Here is a 20,547-nt window from a genome sequence, read left to right on the forward strand (position 1 = left end):
ACGGCGCAAGTGCGCCTTTGCCCACCCTACAAGTTCAGTGCTCGCTCACATCGGCGGCGTCACGCCGTCGCGGCCGACATTCACCCGGTTGGCTTCCAGCGTGCCGTCGTCCTTCTTCGCCGCGCCGAAAATGATCAGCTTGGCGCCCGGCTTCACTTCCGACTTGTCGCTGGCGACGAAGGTGACGATCGGAGTGTCAGGCGGCACCACGACTTTCTTTTCGCCGTCCTTGTATTTCACCGTGATGTTCTGGCCGTCGGTGCCCTTCACCGTCTGCGCCACGGTGGCGTTGGTCATGGTGGAATTGGCGCGGGCGTCCCAGGGACGGAAGCCCTCGGCGACGCCGCGCTGGTTCTCCGGAAAGATGTGGACGGCAATGGCCTTCTGGGTGCCGTCGGGCTCGGGCATGGCGGTGACGCCGATATAGGAGCCTTCCTTGATCTCGGAGAGCTCCGTCTTAACCACGGCGAAGACGGCGACGTTGTCGGTCATCTTCACCTTCACATCGCTGCCCTCGCGCGTCTTGATGCCGAGCATGTTGCCGTCGACGCTCTCGATGGTGCCGCGGATGCGGACGGTCGGCGCCTGCTGCGCCGAGACCGCTGATGTCAGAATACAGGCGACGAACGCAGCCGCGACGGTGCGCGGCATCCAGTTGTTCAGCATTTCCATGATTGTCCCCTTCAGGGTTTGCGACGATCACACGGCAAACCCCGTCTGACCGCCGCTATTCCCTCAATTTTTTGAGCATGATCTCCGCGCAAACGCGTTCCGCGTTTGTCGCGAGGGAAAACCGCTGCACACTTTTCCGGATCATGCTCGCCCGATTCACATCGGCGGGGTCAGGCCGTCACGGCCGACGCTGACGCGGTTGGTTTCGAACGAGCCGTCGGGTAATTGCTTCATGAAGGCGATGACCTGGGCGCCGGCTTTGAGTTCCGATTTGTCGCCGGGAACGAAGGTCACGACCGGTGTCATATCGGAGACGAACACCTTCTTCTCGCCGTCCTTGTACTTCACCAGCAGCGTATGGCCGTCATTGCCGACCACGCTCTCCGACACCGTGGCGTTGGTCATGCTGGAATTGGGCTTGAGATCATAGGGCCGCGAGCCCTCGCCGGTGCCGCGCATGCTCTCCGGAAACACGTGCACCTCGACGGCATTGTTGCCGCCATCCGGCCCCGGCACGGTGGTGGCGCCGACGAAGGAGCCGACCTTGATGTCGGCCAGCGAGATCTTGGTGACGCCGACGACGCGTGCGTCGGAGGCGATATGCAGCTTGACGTCCTCGCCGCTGCGCGACTTGACCTGCAGCGTGTCGCCGTCGACGCTCTCGATCGTGCCGCGAACGCGGGTCGGCACCGGCGCCTTTTGCGCCACGGCGGCAAAGGTTGAAGCAGCCACCATCGCGACGGCGATGAGCGGGCGCGTGAAATTGGCACGTTGGATCGTCATTGATGTCTCCGATTGTCCCCGCGGGATAGAACGCCGGAGACGACGCACTATTCTCTCAAGTCTTTGTGAGATCGGCCTCGACCAGCGCGCGGAGCTCGGCGGTCACTTCAGGCCGCTGGCCGAACCAGAGCTCGAAGCCGCGCACCGCCTGGTGCAGGAGCATGCCGAGCCCATCGGCGGTCCTCAGCCCGCGGGCCCTGGCGGCCGCGAGCAACGGCGTCACCAGGGGAACATAGACGAGGTCGGCGACGACGGCGGCTTCCGGCAGCCGCGCCACATCGACCGCGAGCGCAGGCTGGCCATGCATGCCGAGCGAGGTCGTGTTCACGAGAAGCTTGGCCCGCGGCAGGACGTCGCTGATCCCATCCCAGGCCAGCGGAAGCACGTTCGGTCCGAACTGCGTCGCAAGGGCCTCGGCGTGCGCCAGGGTGCGGTTGGCAAGATGGACATTGGTGAAGCCGCGTTCGAGCAGGCCGAACACGACCGCGCGCGAGGAGCCGCCCGCCCCCAGCACCAGCGCCTCCCCGGCCTTGTCCCAGCCAGGCGCGCTGGCGTCGAGATTGCCGAGAAAGCCCTCGACATCGGTATTGGTCGAACGCAGTTCGCCGTCTTCGAACCACAGCGTGTTGGCGGCGCCCACGGCCTTGGCGCGCGCATCGGGGGTCGACAGTTCGAGCACGCCGACCTTGTGCGGAATGGTGACATTGGCGCCGACAAAGCCGCGCAGCGACAGCCGAAGCACGAAATCGCGCAAATCATCCGGCGGCACGGCCTCGATGACATAGCCGCCTTCGATGCCGAGCGTGCGCAGCCAATAATGATGGATCAGCGGCGAGCGCGAATGCGCGGCCGGCCATCCGATCAAACAGGCTGCGGGAGCCTTGGGCGTGGTCATCCTTCCCTCGGGTCGTGTTCGAGGGCGATCCATTTCGCGTCCGGCCGGTCCTGTCAAGCGCGCCGGCGCCACAGTGATGATCAGGCTGCTAGCTCACGGTCTCGTCGGCGACGGGGGCAACTGCACCTCGCACGCCCTTGATATCGGCGACCGCGCGCTCGATGGTTGCGCGATAGCGCGCGCGAGGCGGCGTGACGCCGTGGGTGAGCAGCGCACGTCGGACGGCGGGTGAGGCGCCGGTGATGAACAGCCTGATGCCCTGGCGGTGCGCCTTGGCGGCGACGCGGCCGAGCACGTTTGCCGCGGTCGAATCCAGGAACGGCACCGCGGCGAAATCGACCACGATGCCCTTGCGCGTGTCGGCGACGCCGTCGAGCACGTTGCCGATTGCCGCGGCCGCGCCGAAGAAGAACGCGCCGGTGATGCGATAGACCAGCACGTCGCGATCGACCGCAAGCGCGGGATCGTAAGGAACGCGCTCGCCATTGCCGTCATCGGGACGGTCGGCGGCCACCAGCGGCGCGCGCTCCTCGATATCAGTCATCTCCGACATGCGATGAATGAACAACACCGCGCCGAGCGCGAATCCGACCAGAATGCCTTCGGTCAGGTCGCGGAAGATCGTGAGCAGGAAGGTTGCGAGCAGCACGACGGCGTCGCCCCAGGACGAGCGCAGGAGCGTGGCGAATTCGTGCTTCTCCGCCATGGTCCAGGCCACCACCACCAGCACGGCGGCGAGCGCGGCCAGCGGGATGTAGCTTGCGAGCGGAGCCGCGATCAGCATGAACAGCAGCAGGAAGACGGAATGCAGCATGCCCGCCAGCGGCCCCCGTGCGCCGGCGCGGATGTTGGTCGCGGTGCGCGCGATCAGGCCGGTGACGCAGATGCCGCCGAACAGCGCCGAGCCGATATTGGCCGCGCCTTGCGCGACGAGCTCGCAATTGGAGCGGTGTCGGCGTCCGGTCATGCCGTCGGCGACCACCGCGGAAAGCAGCGATTCAATCGCGGCCAGCAGCGCGAACGCGATCGCATCCGGCAGCACCGCCTGTGCCTTCGCAAGCGAAAATGCCGGCAGTGCCGGGAACGGCAATTCGCGCGGAATGCCGCCAAAGCGCGATCCGACGGTCTCGACCGGCAGCGACAGCACGGCGCTCGCGATCGCCGCGAGCACGACTGCGATCAGGATGCCGGGCCAGGACGGCCGCCAGCGCCGCAAGAAAGCGATGATGCCAATGCTGACGAGTGCGACTACAAGCGCCGACGGATTGACGGTGTGCAGGCCTCCGGCCAGCGCCGCGAGTTTCGAAACGAATTCGCTGGGCTCCTTGCCCGCCAGCGTGATCCCTGAGAGATCGCGGAGCTGGCTTGCGAAGATGATCACGGCGATGCCGGCCGTGAAGCCGACCGTCACGGGATAGGGAATGAACTTGATATAGGTGCCGATGCGCAGGAAGCCGGCGGCGATCAGGAAAAGCCCCGCCATCAGGGTGGCGAGGATGACGCCGTCGACGCCGTGTCGATCGGCGGTCGCTGCAACCAGCACAATGAAGGCGCCGGCCGGTCCACCGATCTGGAACCGGCTGCCGCCGAGCAGCGACGCGATGAAGCCGCCAACCACCGCGGTGTAGAGGCCGCGGTCCGGCGTGACGCCCGAGGCGATCGCGATTGCCATCGACAGCGGCAGCGCGACGATCGCGACGGTAAGGCCTGCGAACACATCGGCGCGGAGATCCGCCAAGCCATAGCCCTCGCGCCACACGGTCACGAGCTTCGGCAGATAGAGTTCGGTAAAGGTCGGTCGACGAAGCTGTTGCAGCTTGCCTGCGTGTTCGCCTGTGATGCTCATGCCCCACAACGCTCCGATGCATCGTGCGGGCCGCAACGATGCGCTAGTTCAACCTGCTCTCGAGCATGATCATCGCGGGATCACGCTCCCACCAGACGCGGCGGCCCAGGTTCCTTGAGCCGAACGCCACGTCCGCCGCTTTCGCTGCGCGCCTGCTCGCCGATCAGCTCGACGCCGGCCCGGTCGAACGCCTCGACGACCTTCATCAAGGTCTCAACGACGCCGCGAACGTTGCCGGTGCTCGCCTCCATCCGCTGGATGGTCGGCAGCGAAACGCCTGCGAGTTCCGCCAAGGTTTTCTGGTCAATGCCGAGCAGCGCCCGGGCTGCCCGCATCTGAAATGACGTGATCACCTCGGCCTCACGTATCAACGCTTATAAGTGATATCTTGAACATATACAATGATGTAAAATACATCAAATATAGTCAAGCAAAAACACTCCCTCTCCGCGCTTTTTTTGCGGGGAGAGGGACGGAGAGAGGGGTGATCCTTACTTCGGTAGGGGTGTCACGCCGCGTGCTGATGCGCGGCGATGATCTGGTCGGCGGCGCGGCCGGTGACTTCGGCCATGTGGTCGAACTGGCGCGTGAAGCTGCCGGCGCCGGCCGTGGCGGAACGGAGTTCGACGATCAGTTCGCCGATCTCGGCTTCCGGCATCATAGCGCGGACGCAGTCCCAGCCGCTCCAGCCGTCGCGGGTGTCGAAGCCGAGAATCTGGCCGCGCCGCGCCGACAGGATCGCGTTGATCTTGGCGGTGGCATCGGTCGGACAGACGATCTCGACCACGTGAATCGGCTCCAGCAAGACCGACTGGCACTGCGGCAGACCCTCGTTGAGCCCGACGCGCGCTGCCGTGCGGAAGGCAAGGTCGGAGGAATCGACGCTGTGATAGGAGCCGTCCGTCAGCGTCACCTGCAAATCGGTGACGGGGAAGCCGAGCGGGCCGCGGGCGAGCCCGTCGACGACGCCCTCTTCCACCGCGCCAATATAATTGCGCGGCACCGCGCCGCCGACGACCTTCTCGGCGAACTTGAAGCCCTCGCCGCGCGGCAGCGGCCTGATGTCGAGCACGACATCGCCGAACTGGCCGTGACCGCCGGACTGCTTCTTGTGGCGGCCGCGCTGGGTGATCGGTTTGCGGATGGTCTCCTGGTAACCGATCGCGGGCGGATGCGAGGTGATCTTGACGCCGAAGCGGTCGCTCAACCGCTCGCTGGCGACACGCAGGTGCATCTCGCCCTGTCCCCACAGCACGGTGTCGTGGGTCTGGGCATTCTGCACGATGACGAGGGACGGATCCTCCTCGTGCAATCGCATCAAGGCCTGGCCGAGCTTGACATCGTCCTTGCGGTCGGTGGCCGCAACCGAGATGGCAAGCACCGGCGGCGTCGGCTCCGAGGCTTTCAGCGCAGCCGGCGCGGTCTTGCCGCTCGAGACGGTGTCGCCGGTCTTGACTGCGTCGAGCTTGGCGAGCGCAACGGTGTCGCCGGCTTCGGCCGATGCACGCTTGCTGTCGTAAGCGCCGCTGACGGCGAGAATGCCGGAGATGCGGCTCGCACCGCCGGAGGAGGATTGCAGCGTGGCGCCGTCGTCGAGATGGCCGGCGAGCAACCGCGTCAGCGACAGCTTGCCGCCGTGCTGCGAATGCAGCGTCTTGAAGACGAAGCCGAGCGCGTCCTTGCTTTCCGGCGCACCAAGACGTTTTGCGGTCTCGGTGATATCAGGCGCCTCGTGACGCAACGCCTTCATCAGACGCAACACGCCGTTTTCTCGCGCGGCCGCACCCAGCAGCACAGGACAGATCAGCCCATCCCGCAATTCGCGGGCGAGGTCATCGAACACCGCATCGCGCGGCGGCTGGATGTCCTCCAGCAATTGCTCCATCAGCGCGTCGTCATGATCGGCGAGCTTCTCCAGCATCGAGAAGCGGGCCTCCTTCTCGCGATCGAGATTGCCGCCGTCGAGCGCAATGACTTCGGAGGCCTTGTGCTCGCGATAGATGAACGCACGTTCCAGCGCGAGATCGACAAAGCCCTCGATCAGCTCGCCCTTCCAGATCGGAATCTGGCGCAGCACCAGCGGCACGCGCGAGGCGGGCTGGAGCATTGCGAGCGACTCGCGGATGCGCTTGTTGGCGCGGTCGATCTTGTTGAGGAACAGGAAACGCGGGATCTTCAGCTCCTCCAGCTCACGCAGGATGATCTGAAGCTGCGGCAGCTTCTTCTCGTCGGCCTCGCAGACCACGATGGCGGCGTCGACCGCGGGAAGCGCGGCGCGCATGTCATGGGCGAACTCGACGGAACCGGGACAATCCAGGAAGGTATAGCTGTCGCCCATGAAACTCGTGGTGGCAGCAGTGAGCCCGACGGTCATCTTGTGATGACGGGCCTCAGGTGTGGCGTCGCCCACCGACGTACCGGCGTCGACGCTGCCGGCGCGTGGGATTGCGCCCGTCCGCGCCAGGATCGCTTCGAGCAGTGTGGTTTTACCTGATTGGAAAGGGCCCACCAGCGCAATGCACCGTGGACCTCGGGGACTTCTGACGTCTTGTCCCATTTCGCCGCCTCCTTGGTTGGAGCTCGGCCCATGATTGGGTCGGCAAACGCAGATGCTCTGCCCGTCCCCGAGATTTGGCAAGCGTCAAACGTCGCTGCGGTGCGTCGTTAGTTCGATCAAGGCTTAGCGGTTGGTGTTCCACCTCTCCCCAGCGGGAGAGGTGAACGCAACACCTCCGCTGGCGCGACTTAACGGCCCGGACGGAGTTCCAGGCTTTCGAGTCCGGCCGCGACGTTGAGGCCGACCTGGCCCTGCACGCTGAGCGGCTGAAGCGCGATCGAATTGTTGGAGCCGCCGACCAGCACGTTGCCGCCGAGGCCGACGCCGACCGAGGCGCTGCCCTGCGCGCCCGCGTAATTGCCGGAGAGATCGCCGGGGCCGAGCCGGTTGACCGGCGCGAATACGCCCCAGGCGAGCGCCGTCTCCTGGGTGATGCCGAGATCGATTCCCACTTTGCGGATCGTCGCGACGTAGCGATCCTCGGGCATGCCATCGACGCGCAACACGCAGCCGAGATTGGTGACCGATCCCACCACGAAGCCGATGCTGGCGCCGCCGCGGCATTCGAGCACGCCGACCTGCACCAGCCGTGACGACTGTGCGCTGGCGCCCACGACGGAGGCAACGAGGCTCGCTGCGGTGAGCCCGGCGAGAAGGAGTGAGCGGCGCATGAAATGTCTCCGGCGATGAATGTGATGCGAGCAGGGAGGGAGCGGCAGGAAACCGCTCGGCGTTCTATGCCACAATAGTTGTAGGCGTGCCAGATCGCGCGGATGTGAAAGAAAAAGGGCCCGCTTTGCGCGGGCCCTTTCATACCGGATCGTACCTGCAAGCTTAGCGGAGATTGCCGCAAAAGCGCTGGATGCGTTTGCAGGCATCCTCGAGGTCCGAGGTCTTGGTGGCGTAGGAGATGCGGAATGCCGGACCGAGGCCAAAGGCGGAACCTTGCACGACGGCAACGCCTTCGGTCTCCAGCAGCTCGGTGACGAACTGCTCGTCGTTTCCAATCACATTGCCCGACGGCGCTTTCTTGCCGATCGTACCGGCGCAGGACGGATAGACGTAGAACGCACCCTCGGGGCGCGGGCACTCGATGCCGTTGGCCTGGTTGAGCATGGAGACGACGAGGTCGCGGCGCTCCTTGAACACCTTGTTGTTGGCGGGGATGAAATCCTGTGGACCGTTCAGCGCTTCCACCGAAGCCCATTGCGCGATCGAGCACGGGTTCGAGGTCGATTGCGACTGGATGGTCGACATCGCCTTGATGAGCTGGGCCGGGCCGCCGGCGTAGCCGATGCGCCAGCCGGTCATGCAATAGGCTTTCGACACGCCGTTCACGGTGAGCGTGCGATCGTAAAGGCTGGGCTCGACCTGCGCGACGGTGGTGAACTGGAAGTCGTCATAGACGAGATGCTCGTACATGTCGTCGGTCATCACCCAGACATGCGGATGCTTGACGAGGACATCGGTGAGCGCCTTCAGCTCGGCACGCGTATAGGCCGCGCCAGTCGGGTTCGACGGCGAGCACAGGATCACCCATTTGGTCTTCGGCGTGATCGCGCGCTCGAGCGCCTCGGCTCCGAGCTTGAAACCGGTCGCCGCGGTGCAGACAACCGGCACCGGCTCACCGCCGGCGAGCGCCACCATTTCAGGATAGCTGACCCAGTACGGCGCGGGGATGATCACCTCGTCGCCCGGATTGATGGTCGCCATCAGCGCGTTGTAGAGCACCTGCTTGCCGCCGGTGCCGACGATGATCTGGTTCGGCTTGTAGGCGACGCCGTTCTCGCGCTGAAACTTCGCGATGATCGCGTCCTTCAGCTCGGGGATGCCGTCGACCGCGGTGTACTTGGTCTTGCCGGCTTCGATGGCGCGGATCGCCGCCAGCTTGATGTTGGCGGGTGTGTCGAAGTCGGGCTCGCCGGCGCCGAGGCCGATGACGTTGCGGCCCGCCGCTTTCAGCGCGCGTGCTTTATCCGTGACCGCGATGGTCGCGGACGGCTTCACACGGTCGAGCGCAGCGGCAAGGAAGGACATCGTCATCTCCTGACAAGCGTCGTGAACCCTTTGGCTCACGACTCTGATTGTGGGAATGGAGACACCCTAAAACGTGTGCCGCTGCACCGCAAGAAACTTCGGTCCGATCTCCGGAAAGTTTACGAATTTCGCGCGGCCGAGGCCTCGATTTTCGCAATTTTCCGCAACTTTGCCGGGCAAACCCCTCATATCCGAAAAGGCTTGTCCTCGGAGCAATTTTGGAGCCGCGCAGGCGCCACAAGACTGACGGCGTCCTGACGCGCGAGACCCGCGGTTAGCGCGGAGCGAGGTCGTGCCCCATCACCCGCTTTGCACCACGATTGCGCGATGCGATGAGTCGTGCATGTTGACGCAAGCGTGACCTGATTTGCAGCGCCGCGCGAACATGATCTTTCCTGCCGTTGCAGTGCGGTAGGGTTTTCGAGTTTTTCTATTGCCGAGCCCTTGCGGCGGATTCGCATCGGCATCATTGTTTAGCCGCGGTGCGGGGCAACAAGCGCTGCGCCTTTTCGTCCTTTGCCCATCCTTCGGAATCGACCTCCCAGAATGTACAAACTCTATTCGATGCAACGTTCGGGCAACAGCTACAAGGTCCGCCTTGCGCTGGCGCTGCTGAACGTACCTTACGAAGCGATCGAGGTGGACATTCTGCGCGGCGAGAGCAAGACGCCGGACTTCCTGGCAAAGAATCCGTCCGGACAAGTGCCGCTGCTCGAGGTCGGCGACAGCCGCTATCTCGCCGAGTCCAACGCCATCCTCTGGTATGTCGCCGTCGGCACGCCGCTCGCGCCGGAGAACCGGATCGATCGCGCCGAGGCGCTGCAATGGATGTTCTTCGAGCAGCACGCGCTCGAGCCGAACATCGGCGCCGCCTATTTCTGGCTGTCGCTGGTCAAGGGCGGCCGCGACCTGCAGACCCACGCGCTGGAGGACTGGATGGAGCGCGGCTATGGCGCGCTCCAGGTGATGGAGAACCACCTCAAGACCAGCGACTATTTCGCCGCCCGCCAGCTCACAGTCGCCGACATCGCGCTGTACGGCTACACCCATCTCGCCGACCGCTGCGACTTCGACCTTCAACCCTTCCCGGCGATCCGGGACTGGCTGAAGCGCGTCGAGGCCGCGCCCGGCTTCGTCGCTATGGATTGGCGTCCCGCCGACATCGACGACCCCGCCAGCATCGCCGCCGGGGCCTGAAAACCAGGGGAGCGTTAAGAAATAGCGGGCATGGCGTTAACCTTTGCCCAAATCCCGCCATGTTCGTCGCAATTGCCGCCCCAATATTGCCGGTTGAAATTGTGAGATTGTTCGGCGTCGCGGGTGATTCGCTCGCACGTTGAAGGATTTAGACCCATGATGCGGGCGTCCGGCACGGTCGGCTTTCAGGGCCAAACCGATACCGTCTCGTCTTCCCGGCTGACCAACGCGGTTGCGGCCTCGCTCGCCGTCGCCGCCGTCTCGCTTTGCCTGATCGTCACCCTGACAGTGCTGTCGACCAAGGCGACCATGGCGATGGGTCTACCGGTCTGATCCCCGTTTCATCGCGGAATGTCTTCAAGGTGCCGCGCGGCCCCGCGCCTGACGGCATCGTGACGGGACGCCGATGAAATCGCCTGTGGTCATCGTTGCAATCACCCTGACGGCGGCCATCCTGGTCGCGGCGTCACTGTTGATTTTCGTCGGCACCCGCAGGAGTCCGGGGACATCGACCCTGAACGCGCCCGCGCTGCAGCAGCGCATCGAGCACGCGCATTTGGTCTAAAATCATCCGAAAGCTTTGCGCACGCCCGCAAGCGCCGCTTAAGCGCATTGCGCGAAACCGGATTGCGCTTGTGCAACCATGGGACAGTCTGACGGCCTTATCTCGTTCAGGGAGGAATGAGCGAGGCCCCATGCGGTTCGGATGGCGTGCCATGTCCGGTCCCGTGCTGACGGCAGCGATCGCATTGCTGGCGATCCTGCTCGATCGCCATGCTGCCGCTCTCTCGCTTGCGCCGCTGTTCGTTGGCATCGTGGCGTTGGCCGGTTCGCTCTCCGGCTTTGCATCCGCACTCGGCAGCGCCATCATCGCCGTGATCGGCGCCGTGCTGCTCGCGCTCAGCCATCGCACCGCGCCAGGCTTTGCCGCAAGCGATCTTGTGGAGCTTTGCCTGCTCGCGCTGACGACCACCGGCACCGCGGCCATCACCGGATTGATGCGCGAGCGGCTACTCGATGCCTTCGCGGCCGAGCGACGCAACCACGCCACCGCAGGGCGGCTATCGGCCGCGCTCGACCAGGTCGATATCGGCATCGTGCTGCTCGACGCCGAGACCCGTGCCGAATTCATCAACCGCGCATTCCGCGATTATTTCGCGCTGCCGGACGAGATGGCCGACGACAAGCCGCCCTTCATCGCGCTGATGTATCACGGCCGCGACACCGGCGCGTTCGAATTGCCGGAGGACGAGCTCGGCGTCTTCATCGCGCAGCGCATGGAGATGGTGCGGACCGGCGACGCCACGCCGATCAATATCGCCTTGCGCAATGGCGAGGTGCTGCGCTTCGTCTGCGCCGCGCTGCCCGATGGCGGCCGCATGCTGAGCTACACGCCGGTCACCGACCTCGTGCGCCACACCGACGCGCCCGCCCGCGCCGATTACTATCGCTCGCTGCGCGATCCCACCGGACGCAAGCTGATCCGCTATTTGCGCGTCGCGGAGTGATCGCCTGGCAGCACGATTGATCCGCACCGCCATCATCCCGTATGAAGGATGCCTCATCGCATCATCGACCCGCGGATTTCCCAGATGTCGCTCACCATTCGCTTCGTCACCCGGCAGGACTACGATCAATGGCTGCCGCTGTGGGACGGCTACAACGCCTTCTACGGCCGCTCCGGTCCGACCGCGCTTGCGCCGGCAATTACTGCAATGACCTGGCAGCGCTTCTTCGATGCCTATGAGCCGGTGCATGGATTGGTCGCCGAGAGCGACGGCAAGCTGCTGGGCATAACCAACTATCTGTTCCACCGCAGCACCACCGCGATCGAGCCATCGTGCTATCTGCAGGACCTGTTCACGCTGGAGGCCGCGCGCGGCAAGGGCGTCGCCTCGGCGTTGATCTACGGCGTCTACGAGCGCGCAAAACTCGCGGGCTCGCCGCGCGTCTACTGGCAGACGCACGAGACCAACACCACCGCGCAGAGCCTGTACGACAAGGTCGCGGAACGCTCCGGCTTCATCGTCTATCGCAAGATCTTCTGATTTTTCGGGCCTGTGGATAACTCCAGCTGTCACCGGCGCGTAACACACCGGGATTAGGGTGTAGCTGCGTCTGATCAGGCCCCCCGTCACCGATCAAGCGCCCAAGCGGTCCCCGTCAGTCGCCGCGTCTGACAGGGGCCGCATTTTTTTGCCTGCCGCTCCCTATCGGCATGGCTGCAACGCAGGCAGGCGCTTGCCGCTGCAGTGCACCGCGGTCACAATGGCCGCCTGCTCTCGTCTGACAGGATCTCCCATGGAAATTCGTAATCTCGGCGGCTCCGGCCTGCGCGTGTCCGCGGTCGGGCTCGGCTGCAACAATTTCGGCCAGCGCACCGATCTGGAAACCTCGCGCAGGGTGATCCATCGGGCGATCGACCTCGGCATCACGCTGTTCGATACCGCCGACATCTATGCCGGCATGGGCGGCTCGGAGACGGTGCTGGGCACGGTGCTCGGCGACCGCCGCAAGGACATCGTGCTCGCCACCAAATATTCCAAGCCCATGGCGACCGACGGCACCAAGCAGGGCGCTTCGCGCCGCTACATCATGAGCGCGGTCGAGGCCAGCCTGACACGGCTCAAGACCGACTACATCGATCTCTACCAGCAGCATGATTACGATCCGCTGACGCCGCTGGACGAGACGCTGCGCGCGCTCGACGATCTCGTCCGCCAGGGCAAGGTCCGCTACATCGGCCATTCCAACTTTCCGGCGTGGCGGATCGCGGAAGCCGAGTTCACCGCGCGCGCGATGAATGTCAGCCGCTTCGTCTCGGCGCAGGACGAATACAGTCTCGTGGTCCGCGACATCGAGAAGGATCTGCTGCCCGCCGCGCAGGAGTACAAGCTCGGCCTGTTGCCGTTCTTCCCGCTGGCGAGCGGCCTGCTCACCGGCAAGTATCAGCGCGGCGCAACAGCGCCCGCCGACACGCGCTTCGGCAAGGTGCCGGCGCTGCGCGACCGCTATGTCACGCCGCGCAACGAGGACGTCGTCCAAAAGCTTCAGGCCTTTGCCGGGGCGCGCGGCCATTCGATGCTCGAGCTCGCCTTCTCCTGGCTTGCCGGGCGTCCGCAAGTGTCGAGCGTGATCGCCGGCGCCACCCGCGTCGAGCAGGTCGAGCAGAACGTCAAGGCGATCGCCTGGCAGCTCACGGCCGAGGATCTCGCCGAGATCGACAAGATTACGAAGGGCTGACGTTCCGGGTACGGCGCGCTATTTGGCGCCGCGTCCGACCGTCTGCATCACCTCAAAACCCTCGAACTGGGGATGACCGAGGTAGAGCGGCTTGTTGTCGCCGGCGCGGGCATGCGCCGCGCGAAACGCTTCCGACTTGGTCCAGGCGTCGAACGCCGCGTGGTTCGCCCACACGGTGTGCGACGCATACAGCGTGTGGTCCTCGAGCTCGGGCCCGCGCAGCAGATGGAATTCGACGAAGCCGGGCACCTTGTCCAGGTGCGTGTCGCGCGACAGCCAGACCTGCTCGAAGGCGGCTTCCGATCCCTTGGTGACGCGGAAGCGGTTCATGGCGATGTACATGGGCGAGGTCTCCTGATGCTCAGGCAATCATGTCGACATTCCGCGACGCGCCGCAAGGCGCAGCATGACGGCGGCGGCTGTCAAGCCACCAATCCCTTCATCGGCCTTGCGCTGGCGCTATCCGGGAACACGGTCTGGGCCAGCACCTGATCCGACAGGCCGAACTGGCCTTGCAGCACGCCCTTGATGACGGAGCGCAAATCGGTGGTCGGCTTGAGGTCGCGGCCTTCGTAGAGATTGGCGGGCTTGAGGCCGGGCCAGTCGGAGATGACGCGTCCACCTTTCACCGCGCCGCCGGCGAGCAGCGCGATGGTGCCGGTGCCGTGATCGGTGCCGTCGGTGCCGTTGATGCGCGCGGTGCGGCCGAATTCAGTGGCGACGACGACGACGGTGTCGCGCCAGCGATCGCCGAGGCCGCTTTCGAATTCGGCCAGCGCACTATCGAAACCGCCGAGCAGGAAGGCGAGGCGCCCCACTGGGCCGCCTTCGTTCGCGTGCGTATCCCAGCCGTCGAAGGCGAGCGCTGCGATGCGCGGACCGTCATCGGCAGCCATCAGCTTGGCCGCGCCACGCGCGACCTGCCGCATCTGCGCGACCTGGTTGCCGGGCTTCGGCTTCATGTCGTCGCCGCTTGCAGCCTTCTCGAGCTGCAGTCCCTGCGTCAGCGCCGAGGCGAGCGCGGGATCGCGATGACGGTAGAGATCGACCAGCCGCATCGCGGTGTCGTCATCGGCCTGCGGCAGCGCGACCGGCGCCCAGCCGACGGTCGGTGCCGCGCCGCGCAGCACCAGCGGCGTGGTGGGGCCGACAGCTAGCCCGCTCGACACGCGCTCGCCGCGCGGCAGCGCTTCGAGCGCGCGATTGAGCCAGCCCGACTGCACGCGGCCCGGTCCGGCATAGCCGCTCTCGAGCACGTCCTGTCCGTCGAAATGCGAGCGGTCACGATAAGGCGTCGAGACCGCGTGGATCACCGCGGCATGCTGGTCGCGGTACATGTGCGCAAATTCCGGCATCGCCGGATGCAGCGCGAAGAAGCCGTCCAGCCTGGTCGCAGGATGCGCACCGTCCGCCGTAAGCGCGATCGAGCCGTGCAGGGCGGCATAGTCGGGGTCGCCGAGCGGCGCGACGGTTGCGAGCCCGTCGAGGGCACCGCGCAGGATCACCACGACCAGGCGCGGGTCGCGCCCGTCGGCGGCGCGCGCGAATTTCGGCAGGTAAGCCCAGGCCGCGAAAGCGGCGCCGCCGAGCAGAAGACCGCGGCGCGAGGTGAGGAGCCGGTTTTCGACGCAGTCGATCATCATCATCTCCTCTGGATTTCCGGCGACATCAACAGCAGCGCCAGGGCCTGCTGGCGCGATTCCGCGCGCTCGATGGTTTTGCGCGTTTCGACGGATGCCGCGTCGGCGGCCGCGAATTCAAGAAGGTCGAGCGGATCGATGTTGGGCCCGAGCCGTGCACCCATCTGCGAGGCGATGTCGAGCCGGAGCTTCATGCCCTCGGGCGCGGCCCACGCCGCAGCCGTGTCGGGGAAGCCGTTGGGTCCGGCCGGCGTCCACAGCGGCTGGCCGAGCAGGTTCAGACTGCCCAGATAGAGACCGGGATCCTCCGGCACCCGCGCAAGCAGCCGCCCGCTCGCGACCAGGAAGTCGTAAGGCGAGCGCATCTTGGTAAGCGGCGCCTTCCAGGCTTCGTCGGAATCGACCAGAGCCGTCGCCAGCGCCTTGAGGTCGCCGTCGGTCCTGACGAAGACATCGCGCAGCCGCGCCACCAGCGCCGGCGGCGGATCGTCGGCAACGAAATGCCTGACGAATTTGGTGGCGATGAAATTCGCGGTCGAGGGATGGCGCGCGATGTCGGCAAGCGCGGCCTCGCCCTGCGCCAGACCATTGGCCTCGTAGGTCTTGCCAAGCAGCACCTGCGGCCCGGGCTGATGCGCATTGGCATTGAAGGCGAAAGAGCCGGGCGCGCCGAGCTGCCCCTTGCGGCCGGCAAAGGTCCAGCCGGTGATGATGCGCGCAAGCGAGGTGACGTCCTCCTGCGTATAGCCGCCGCCGACGCCGAGCGTATGCAGCTCCATGATCTCGCGCGCGAGATTTTCGTTCAGCCCGCGCTTGCGGTTCTGGCCCGCGCGCGAATCCGGTCCGAGCGATTGCTGGTTGTCGAGGAAGAACAGCATCGCCGGATGCTGCTCGACCGCCTTCAGCATGTCGGCGAAGCGCCCGAGCACGTGCGGGCGGATCGCCTCGCGCTCGAACGCGCCGGCCCACATCCGCGCCAGCTCGCCCTTGCTCGCGGAGATGCAGAAATGATTTGACCAGAACACCACCAGGCGCTCGGTGAAGCCGCAATCGACCAGCATCGCGCGCTGCAACCGCGCCAGCGCTTCGGTGCGAAACGTCTTCTGGATCACGTTGAGGGGCTGCTGCGGCTGCTTTGCAGCCGGTGGTGCTGCAGCGTTGGGCTGCATGGCGTCGGGCTTCATCGCACCGTCGGCGGGCTTGTTGTCGGCAGATTTGGCCTCAGCCACCTGCTGACCTGATATCTCGCTCGCCACCGTGTTGAGCGAGAGATTGCGCCGTAATTGATTGTCGGGCTTCTGGTTCGCAGGCGGCGGCGCCGGCGCTTCGGTCGGCGTTGCGGCCTTGGCGGCCTCGCGCGCCTGCTTGACCTGGTCCTGATAGGCGAACACGGCCTGGCCGAGTTGCGGCGTCGCTTGCAGGCCGGGCGCCTCCAGCAGCGCGCCCAGGGGACGCGCCAGTTCCGCCTTCACGAAGCCGCGGGGATCGGAGGCCGCATTGATGAGATCGCCGGATGCGCCGCCGCGCGGCCCGAAGCCGAAGCGGTTCAGCGCGACGAGAGCGGCTTGCGAATCGCGGGCCATCGATTTGTCCTCCGCGCCTTGCCAACCGCTTCCATGGTCTCTGCGCGGCGCCTAATATACTGCGGCGACAGATGAACCCGACATGAAAATGACGGCAAAGCTTCGACGTAAATCATGACAAATCCGAAAGAAATCACGATTCCGCAACCGGCCCCGCGCCGCCTTGCCTGTTCCCGATGCGGCGCCGAGTTCGGCTGCGATCTCTCGGGCAATTGCTGGTGCGCGGAGGAAACGGCCAAGCTGCCGATGCCGGTGAAGGGCGAGGATTGCTTGTGCCGGGAGTGCTTGCGGAAGGCGGCTACGGCAGTATCGTAGGGTGAGCAAAGCGAAAGCGTGCCCACCAATTCCATTGCGTGGGCACGGCGCTTTGCGCCTTTGCCCACCCTACGAAGTCTACACCGCAAATCCCGGCGACTTCCGCGCCATGCCGTCGAATGCATCGAGCAGTCTTTCGCGCCAGGCATAGACGGGATCGTCGGCCTCGATCAGCTTGAACGGGCTCACCACGCGCGCCCATTGAAAACCGCCAAACACGATGTAATCGGCATAGTTCGGCGCGGCTCCGCCGAGATAAGCTTGCGTCTTGAACGTCTGCCGCATGATCTCCAGCGATTTGCGGAATGCGACGACGCCGCTGTCGCGGCTCGCCATGATCTCTTCCAGCTTCTTGCCGCCGAAGCGTGCTTCGCGCGATTGGCGGAAATAGGCGGCATCGACCTCGGCGAGATTGTTCGGGATGTCGGCGATGATGAGCGGAAAGATGCCGCCGACGATGGCGATGTCGCCCCACGCATTGATCATGCGCGCCATGGCGCGGCCGCCCGCGCCGCCGAAGAGCGACGGACGATCCGGAAAATTGTCTTCGAGGTAGTTCGCGATCGCCCAGGAATCGACCACCGGCCTGTCGTGATCTAGCAGCACCGGCACACGCTCCGAGCCGTGCGGCGCGATCACGCTCTTCTCGGTGAAGCGCCAGGGCAGCGATTCCGCCGTCAGCCCCTTATGCGCCAGCGCCATCCGCGTGCGCCAGCAATACGGGCTGAAGGGACGCGAGGCATCAGTGCCGACGAGTTCATAGAGCTTGAGCGACATGAATGGTGTTCCGTCATTGCGAGGAGCCCGTGACAAAATTGCGAGGCAATTTTGCACAGGTGCGACGAAGCAATCCAGACTGCCGCCGCGGAAGCATTCTGGATTGCTTCGCTGACGCTCGCAATGACGATGTGTCGCTACCGCCCGTTGGTTCGCAGCAGCTTCTCGCCGTCTTCCGTCACCGCGATGACCAGGCCGAGGCCGGGCCGCGTCTCGCGCGCGACGAAGCCGCGATCGGCGGCGTCCTCCCAGATGGTGAGGCGCGGGCACGAGGTCTTCCAGGTCGAGATCACCTCGGCATAGGCGCGCGGCTCGCGCGCGATCCATTCGACGAAATCTAGCACCAGCGGGTCGGCCGTCTCGCTCATTGCAAACCTCCCTTGTCGAAAGCGGCCAGCACCGGCGTGCGAACCAGCAGCCAGCCGCCATAGGCGATGTAGTAGCAGGCGATGGTGGTGATCAGCTTGTTCGACCAGGCGATGAACTGCTGGTCGGTCATGGCTTCGAGAATGCGCCGCGCCAGCGTGGTGCCGAGCATCGAGGCGAGAATTGCGACGCCGGCAAGAACCGGATCGAGCGAGGCGGCCTGGTCGATGATGCCGCCGAAATAGATCAGCTTGGTGAAATGGCTGACGAGCTGGCACATCGCCTTGGTCGCCACCTTCTCGCGCCGGCCGAAATCGCCGCCGAGGAAGAAGGTGTCGAGCAGCGGCCCGGAGACGCCCGTCATCAGCATCAGGCCCATGCAGATCGTGCCATAGACGGTGCCTTGCCAGAGGCGATCAGGGTCTGGCTTGATATCCCTCGGCAGCAGCCGCGCCATGAACGGCGTGGCGCCCAGCATCAAAAGCGCCGTCGGCTTGTCAGGCACGTAGCGCGTGAGCGACCACGCACCGAGCGCGATGGCGGCGCCGACCATGTAATTCGCGACCGGCCGCCAGCGGATATGCGCGCGCCACAGCAACGCGCGCCAGCCATTCGAGGCCATCTGCGTGATCGCATGCAGCACCATCGCCGTCGGCAGCGGCATCAAGGCCAGCAGCACGCCGATCAGGATCAGCCCGCCCGCCATGCCGAACAGCCCCGACAGGAACGCGGTGCCGACCATCAGCAATCCAAGGGCAGCGATCATGATGGGCGTCACGTGGGGAGGCTCCTGCTAGGACGGTGAGGGACGCAAGCTGCACATTCCCCCTCGCCCGGCTTGCGGGGAGAGGCGAAAGAAACAAATCAGCATGAATTACGCTGATATTTCTGCCTCGCTTGCCCCATTCGCGCAAACTGAGTTATCTTGGCCTGGCATCAGCTTTCCTGAGGGTCCATCGTTTGCGGCGGCTGCTCTTTCTCAACGGCATCAAGGCATTCGAGGCGGCGGCCCGGACCGGCAGCTTTGCCTCCGCCGGAATCGAGCTGAACGTGTCGGCGGCCGCCGTCAGCCGCATGGTGCATCTGTTGGAAGAGCGGCTCGGCGTCGCGCTGTTCGAACGCAAGGCCAACAAGCTCGTGCTGACGCAGGCGGGCCGCGCCTACCAGAGCGGCCTGACGCCGATCTTCGATGCGCTCGCCAGCCTCACCGCGCAGGTGACGGCGCCTGCAAGCGTGCGCGTGCTCACCATCGGTGTCGGCCACACCTTTGCGATGCGCTGGCTGATCCCGCGGCTGTCGGAGTTTCGCAGCGAAGAGCCCGACATCGAGGTGCGCTTCACCACCGGCGGCGCCGAGGTGCCGTTCGGAGAGGACTGGAGCTGCGGCATCAAGCTCGGCACCGGCGACTGGCCGGGCCTCGTCGCCGAGCCGCTGTTCGCAGGCGATTTGACGCCGGTGTGCGTGCCCCGCCTCGCCAGCGGCCTGAAGCGGCCGGCCGACCTCAAGGGGCCCGGCCTGATCCGCGTCACCCATTCGCCGGAGGACTGGCCGATCTGGCTGAAGGCGGCGGGCCTCACCCGCATCAATGCACGCGGACCCGAGTTCCAGTTCTACGGCCAGGCGCTGCAGGCCGCCGCCGACGGGCTCGGCATTGCCATGGGCATCCGGCCCTATATCGACGACGACATCGCCGCCGGACGCCTGGTGGCGCCGTTCGACCTCTCGGTGCCCAAGGGCATGCGCTGGTACCTGCTCTACCGCAGCTTTCAGACCGAGCAGCGCGATTTTGCCGCGTTCCGCCGCTGGATCATGCGGGCGGCGGCGGAACCCGCGGCCCGGCCGCGGCGGTCGGGGCGCGCAGCACGGAACTAAATTCTTGTTTTGATGCGTTTTCTTGACGCGAGCGGTATCCGCGTCGCTTGAAAATCCCTTGGCGTATCAGCCGTTCGGCTGAAAAAGCCGGCCGCTTGTGAACCGCTTCACAGATCGAAATCCGCAAACGTGGTCCTCTAACCCTCCGACATCTGAGCATTTGGGGACTACCAATGACGACCCTTTACGACGGCTTTGACATCGAATCTTTCGAAGCTGGCAAGGGACTGTGGCACGCCCGTATCCGGCGCGCCGATTTGAGCCCGCTTGCCATCGACGGCGTGCTGTTTCCGACCATGGAGGTCGGCTTCGCCTGGCCCGATCCCGACGCTGCGATCGCAGACGCCAAGCATCACATCGACCGCTTCCGCCGGCATGCCGACGACAGCGACGACGAATAGGCCGGCGACACGGCAACAGGACTGAAGGACATCGCGGCACAGCAGGGGAACGCCGGTTCATGTCAGTGATCGAATTCGACGACGGTGGGCGTCCGCGGATTTATTCGCGCAAGGTGCTGGCCATTTGCCCGGAATGCGACGGCGATCTCACGGTGCTCCGCGTGATCGGCGGCCGCGCCGGCTGTGAGTACTGGACCATGCGCTGCACCGATTGCGGCGGGATCCATCTCGACATCCTCGAGCCGCGCCTGACGGTCGTGGACGGCGACGGACCGCTGCCGGCGGCGTAATCCGGCGCTGCTGCCAACCTGCTGTCAGCAGCCTGCTCAAGGACGTGCCTTCGCCCTTTTCTGAAGGGCGGAC

24 protein-coding genes are annotated in these 20,547 nt (G+C 65.3%); 10 read left to right on the forward strand and 14 right to left on the reverse strand.

Annotation, left to right across the window (positions count from 1 at the left end; genetic code table 11):
• Window positions 1-45: 45 nt before the first annotated feature.
• The 8 genes from L6639_RS25705 to L6639_RS25740 all read right to left on the reverse strand — a co-directional run bounded on the left by L6639_RS25705 (window position 46) and on the right by L6639_RS25740 (window position 8,790).
• Window positions 46-666 (reverse strand): single stranded DNA-binding domain-containing protein, encoded by a 621-nt coding sequence (locus tag L6639_RS25705; protein WP_377803110.1) that lies wholly within the window; start codon window positions 664-666, stop codon window positions 46-48.
• A 162-nt stretch (window positions 667-828) separates the two neighbouring features.
• Window positions 829-1,455, reverse strand: a complete 627-nt coding sequence (locus L6639_RS25710; protein WP_237864427.1) for a hypothetical protein — start codon at window positions 1,453-1,455, stop codon at window positions 829-831.
• 55 nt (window positions 1,456-1,510) lie between these two features.
• Complete coding sequence (locus L6639_RS25715; protein WP_237864428.1) at window positions 1,511-2,350, reverse strand: shikimate dehydrogenase; 840 nt, start codon at window positions 2,348-2,350, stop codon at window positions 1,511-1,513.
• Between the two features lie 88 nt (window positions 2,351-2,438).
• Window positions 2,439-4,196, reverse strand: coding sequence for a SulP family inorganic anion transporter (locus L6639_RS25720; RefSeq protein WP_237864429.1), 1,758 nt, complete (start codon window positions 4,194-4,196; stop codon window positions 2,439-2,441).
• Between the two features lie 80 nt (window positions 4,197-4,276).
• Entirely contained in the window at window positions 4,277-4,549 is a 273-nt protein-coding gene (locus tag L6639_RS25725; RefSeq protein ID WP_237864430.1) for a helix-turn-helix domain-containing protein, read from the reverse strand.
• A 155-nt stretch (window positions 4,550-4,704) separates the two neighbouring features.
• Window positions 4,705-6,753, reverse strand: a complete 2,049-nt coding sequence (locus L6639_RS25730) for an elongation factor G (RefSeq protein ID WP_237864431.1) — start codon at window positions 6,751-6,753, stop codon at window positions 4,705-4,707.
• A 188-nt stretch (window positions 6,754-6,941) separates the two neighbouring features.
• The gene (locus L6639_RS25735; protein WP_237864432.1) at window positions 6,942-7,424 is read right to left on the reverse strand and encodes a DUF992 domain-containing protein; all 483 of its coding nucleotides are present in this window, start codon (window positions 7,422-7,424) and stop codon (window positions 6,942-6,944) included.
• A 163-nt stretch (window positions 7,425-7,587) separates the two neighbouring features.
• On the reverse strand, window positions 7,588-8,790 hold the full coding sequence (locus tag L6639_RS25740) for a pyridoxal phosphate-dependent aminotransferase (protein ID WP_209960265.1): 1,203 nt from the start codon (window positions 8,788-8,790) through the stop codon (window positions 7,588-7,590).
• A gap of 546 nt (window positions 8,791-9,336) precedes the next feature.
• On the opposite strand from L6639_RS25740, the gene L6639_RS25745 reads away from it, so the two are divergent.
• The 6 genes from L6639_RS25745 to L6639_RS25770 all read left to right on the forward strand — a co-directional run bounded on the left by L6639_RS25745 (window position 9,337) and on the right by L6639_RS25770 (window position 13,230).
• Entirely contained in the window at window positions 9,337-9,987 is a 651-nt protein-coding gene (locus L6639_RS25745; RefSeq protein WP_237864433.1) for a glutathione S-transferase family protein, read from the forward strand.
• A 156-nt stretch (window positions 9,988-10,143) separates the two neighbouring features.
• Complete coding sequence (locus tag L6639_RS25750) at window positions 10,144-10,320, forward strand: hypothetical protein (protein WP_164933646.1); 177 nt, start codon at window positions 10,144-10,146, stop codon at window positions 10,318-10,320.
• Window positions 10,321-10,393: 73 nt separating this feature from the next.
• Window positions 10,394-10,552 carry a hypothetical protein gene (locus tag L6639_RS25755; RefSeq protein WP_237864434.1) on the forward strand — a complete coding sequence of 53 codons (159 nt, stop codon included), beginning with the start codon at window positions 10,394-10,396 and terminating at the stop codon, window positions 10,550-10,552.
• A gap of 130 nt (window positions 10,553-10,682) precedes the next feature.
• Entirely contained in the window at window positions 10,683-11,495 is an 813-nt protein-coding gene (locus L6639_RS25760) for a PAS domain-containing protein (RefSeq protein WP_237864435.1), read from the forward strand.
• Between the two features lie 84 nt (window positions 11,496-11,579).
• Window positions 11,580-12,035 (forward strand): GNAT family N-acetyltransferase, encoded by a 456-nt coding sequence (locus tag L6639_RS25765; RefSeq protein ID WP_237864436.1) that lies wholly within the window; start codon window positions 11,580-11,582, stop codon window positions 12,033-12,035.
• A 253-nt stretch (window positions 12,036-12,288) separates the two neighbouring features.
• Window positions 12,289-13,230: an aldo/keto reductase gene (locus L6639_RS25770; protein WP_237864437.1), complete on the forward strand. Its 942-nt coding sequence runs from the start codon at window positions 12,289-12,291 to the stop codon at window positions 13,228-13,230.
• Window positions 13,231-13,248: 18 nt separating this feature from the next.
• Here L6639_RS25770 and hmuQ read toward each other — a convergent pair whose 3' ends face one another.
• From hmuQ to L6639_RS25785, 3 genes are all read right to left on the reverse strand, one after another.
• Window positions 13,249-13,572: a heme-degrading protein HmuQ gene (gene hmuQ, locus L6639_RS25775; protein WP_237864438.1), complete on the reverse strand. Its 324-nt coding sequence runs from the start codon at window positions 13,570-13,572 to the stop codon at window positions 13,249-13,251.
• Window positions 13,573-13,652: 80 nt separating this feature from the next.
• Entirely contained in the window at window positions 13,653-14,870 is a 1,218-nt protein-coding gene (locus L6639_RS25780; RefSeq protein WP_237864439.1) for a DUF1501 domain-containing protein, read from the reverse strand.
• Between the two features lie 2 nt (window positions 14,871-14,872).
• Window positions 14,873-16,453: a DUF1800 domain-containing protein gene (locus L6639_RS25785; RefSeq protein WP_237864440.1), complete on the reverse strand. Its 1,581-nt coding sequence runs from the start codon at window positions 16,451-16,453 to the stop codon at window positions 14,873-14,875.
• Window positions 16,454-16,567: 114 nt separating this feature from the next.
• On the opposite strand from L6639_RS25785, the gene L6639_RS25790 reads away from it, so the two are divergent.
• Window positions 16,568-16,768: a cysteine-rich CWC family protein gene (locus L6639_RS25790; protein WP_237864441.1), complete on the forward strand. Its 201-nt coding sequence runs from the start codon at window positions 16,568-16,570 to the stop codon at window positions 16,766-16,768.
• A gap of 78 nt (window positions 16,769-16,846) precedes the next feature.
• On the opposite strand, the gene L6639_RS25795 is transcribed toward L6639_RS25790, so the two are convergent.
• The 3 genes from L6639_RS25795 to L6639_RS25805 form a co-directional block, all read right to left on the reverse strand.
• A complete protein-coding gene (locus L6639_RS25795) occupies window positions 16,847-17,545 on the reverse strand; it encodes a glutathione S-transferase family protein (protein WP_237864442.1) in 699 nt (232 codons plus the stop codon).
• A 137-nt stretch (window positions 17,546-17,682) separates the two neighbouring features.
• On the reverse strand, window positions 17,683-17,913 hold the full coding sequence (locus L6639_RS25800; RefSeq protein ID WP_237864443.1) for a hypothetical protein: 231 nt from the start codon (window positions 17,911-17,913) through the stop codon (window positions 17,683-17,685).
• Window positions 17,910-18,689, reverse strand: a complete 780-nt coding sequence (locus L6639_RS25805; RefSeq protein WP_237864444.1) for a TSUP family transporter — start codon at window positions 18,687-18,689, stop codon at window positions 17,910-17,912. Before L6639_RS25805 ends, L6639_RS25800 begins: the two co-directional genes overlap by 4 nt.
• 182 nt (window positions 18,690-18,871) lie before the next feature.
• Here L6639_RS25805 and L6639_RS25810 point away from each other — a divergent pair, with 182 nt between their 5' ends.
• The 3 genes from L6639_RS25810 (at window position 18,872) to L6639_RS25820 (ending at window position 20,474) form a co-directional block, all read left to right on the forward strand.
• Window positions 18,872-19,783, forward strand: a complete 912-nt coding sequence (locus tag L6639_RS25810) for a LysR substrate-binding domain-containing protein (protein WP_237864445.1) — start codon at window positions 18,872-18,874, stop codon at window positions 19,781-19,783.
• 173 nt (window positions 19,784-19,956) lie between these two features.
• The gene (locus L6639_RS25815; protein WP_194464357.1) at window positions 19,957-20,184 is read left to right on the forward strand and encodes a hypothetical protein; all 228 of its coding nucleotides are present in this window, start codon (window positions 19,957-19,959) and stop codon (window positions 20,182-20,184) included.
• Between the two features lie 59 nt (window positions 20,185-20,243).
• Window positions 20,244-20,474, forward strand: coding sequence for a hypothetical protein (locus L6639_RS25820; protein ID WP_237864446.1), 231 nt, complete (start codon window positions 20,244-20,246; stop codon window positions 20,472-20,474).
• The last annotated feature ends 73 nt before the right edge of the window (window positions 20,475-20,547 follow it).

The sequence above is a fragment of the Bradyrhizobium zhengyangense genome, assembly GCF_022012555.1.
In the GTDB taxonomy this organism is placed as follows: domain Bacteria; phylum Pseudomonadota; class Alphaproteobacteria; order Rhizobiales; family Xanthobacteraceae; genus Bradyrhizobium; species Bradyrhizobium zhengyangense.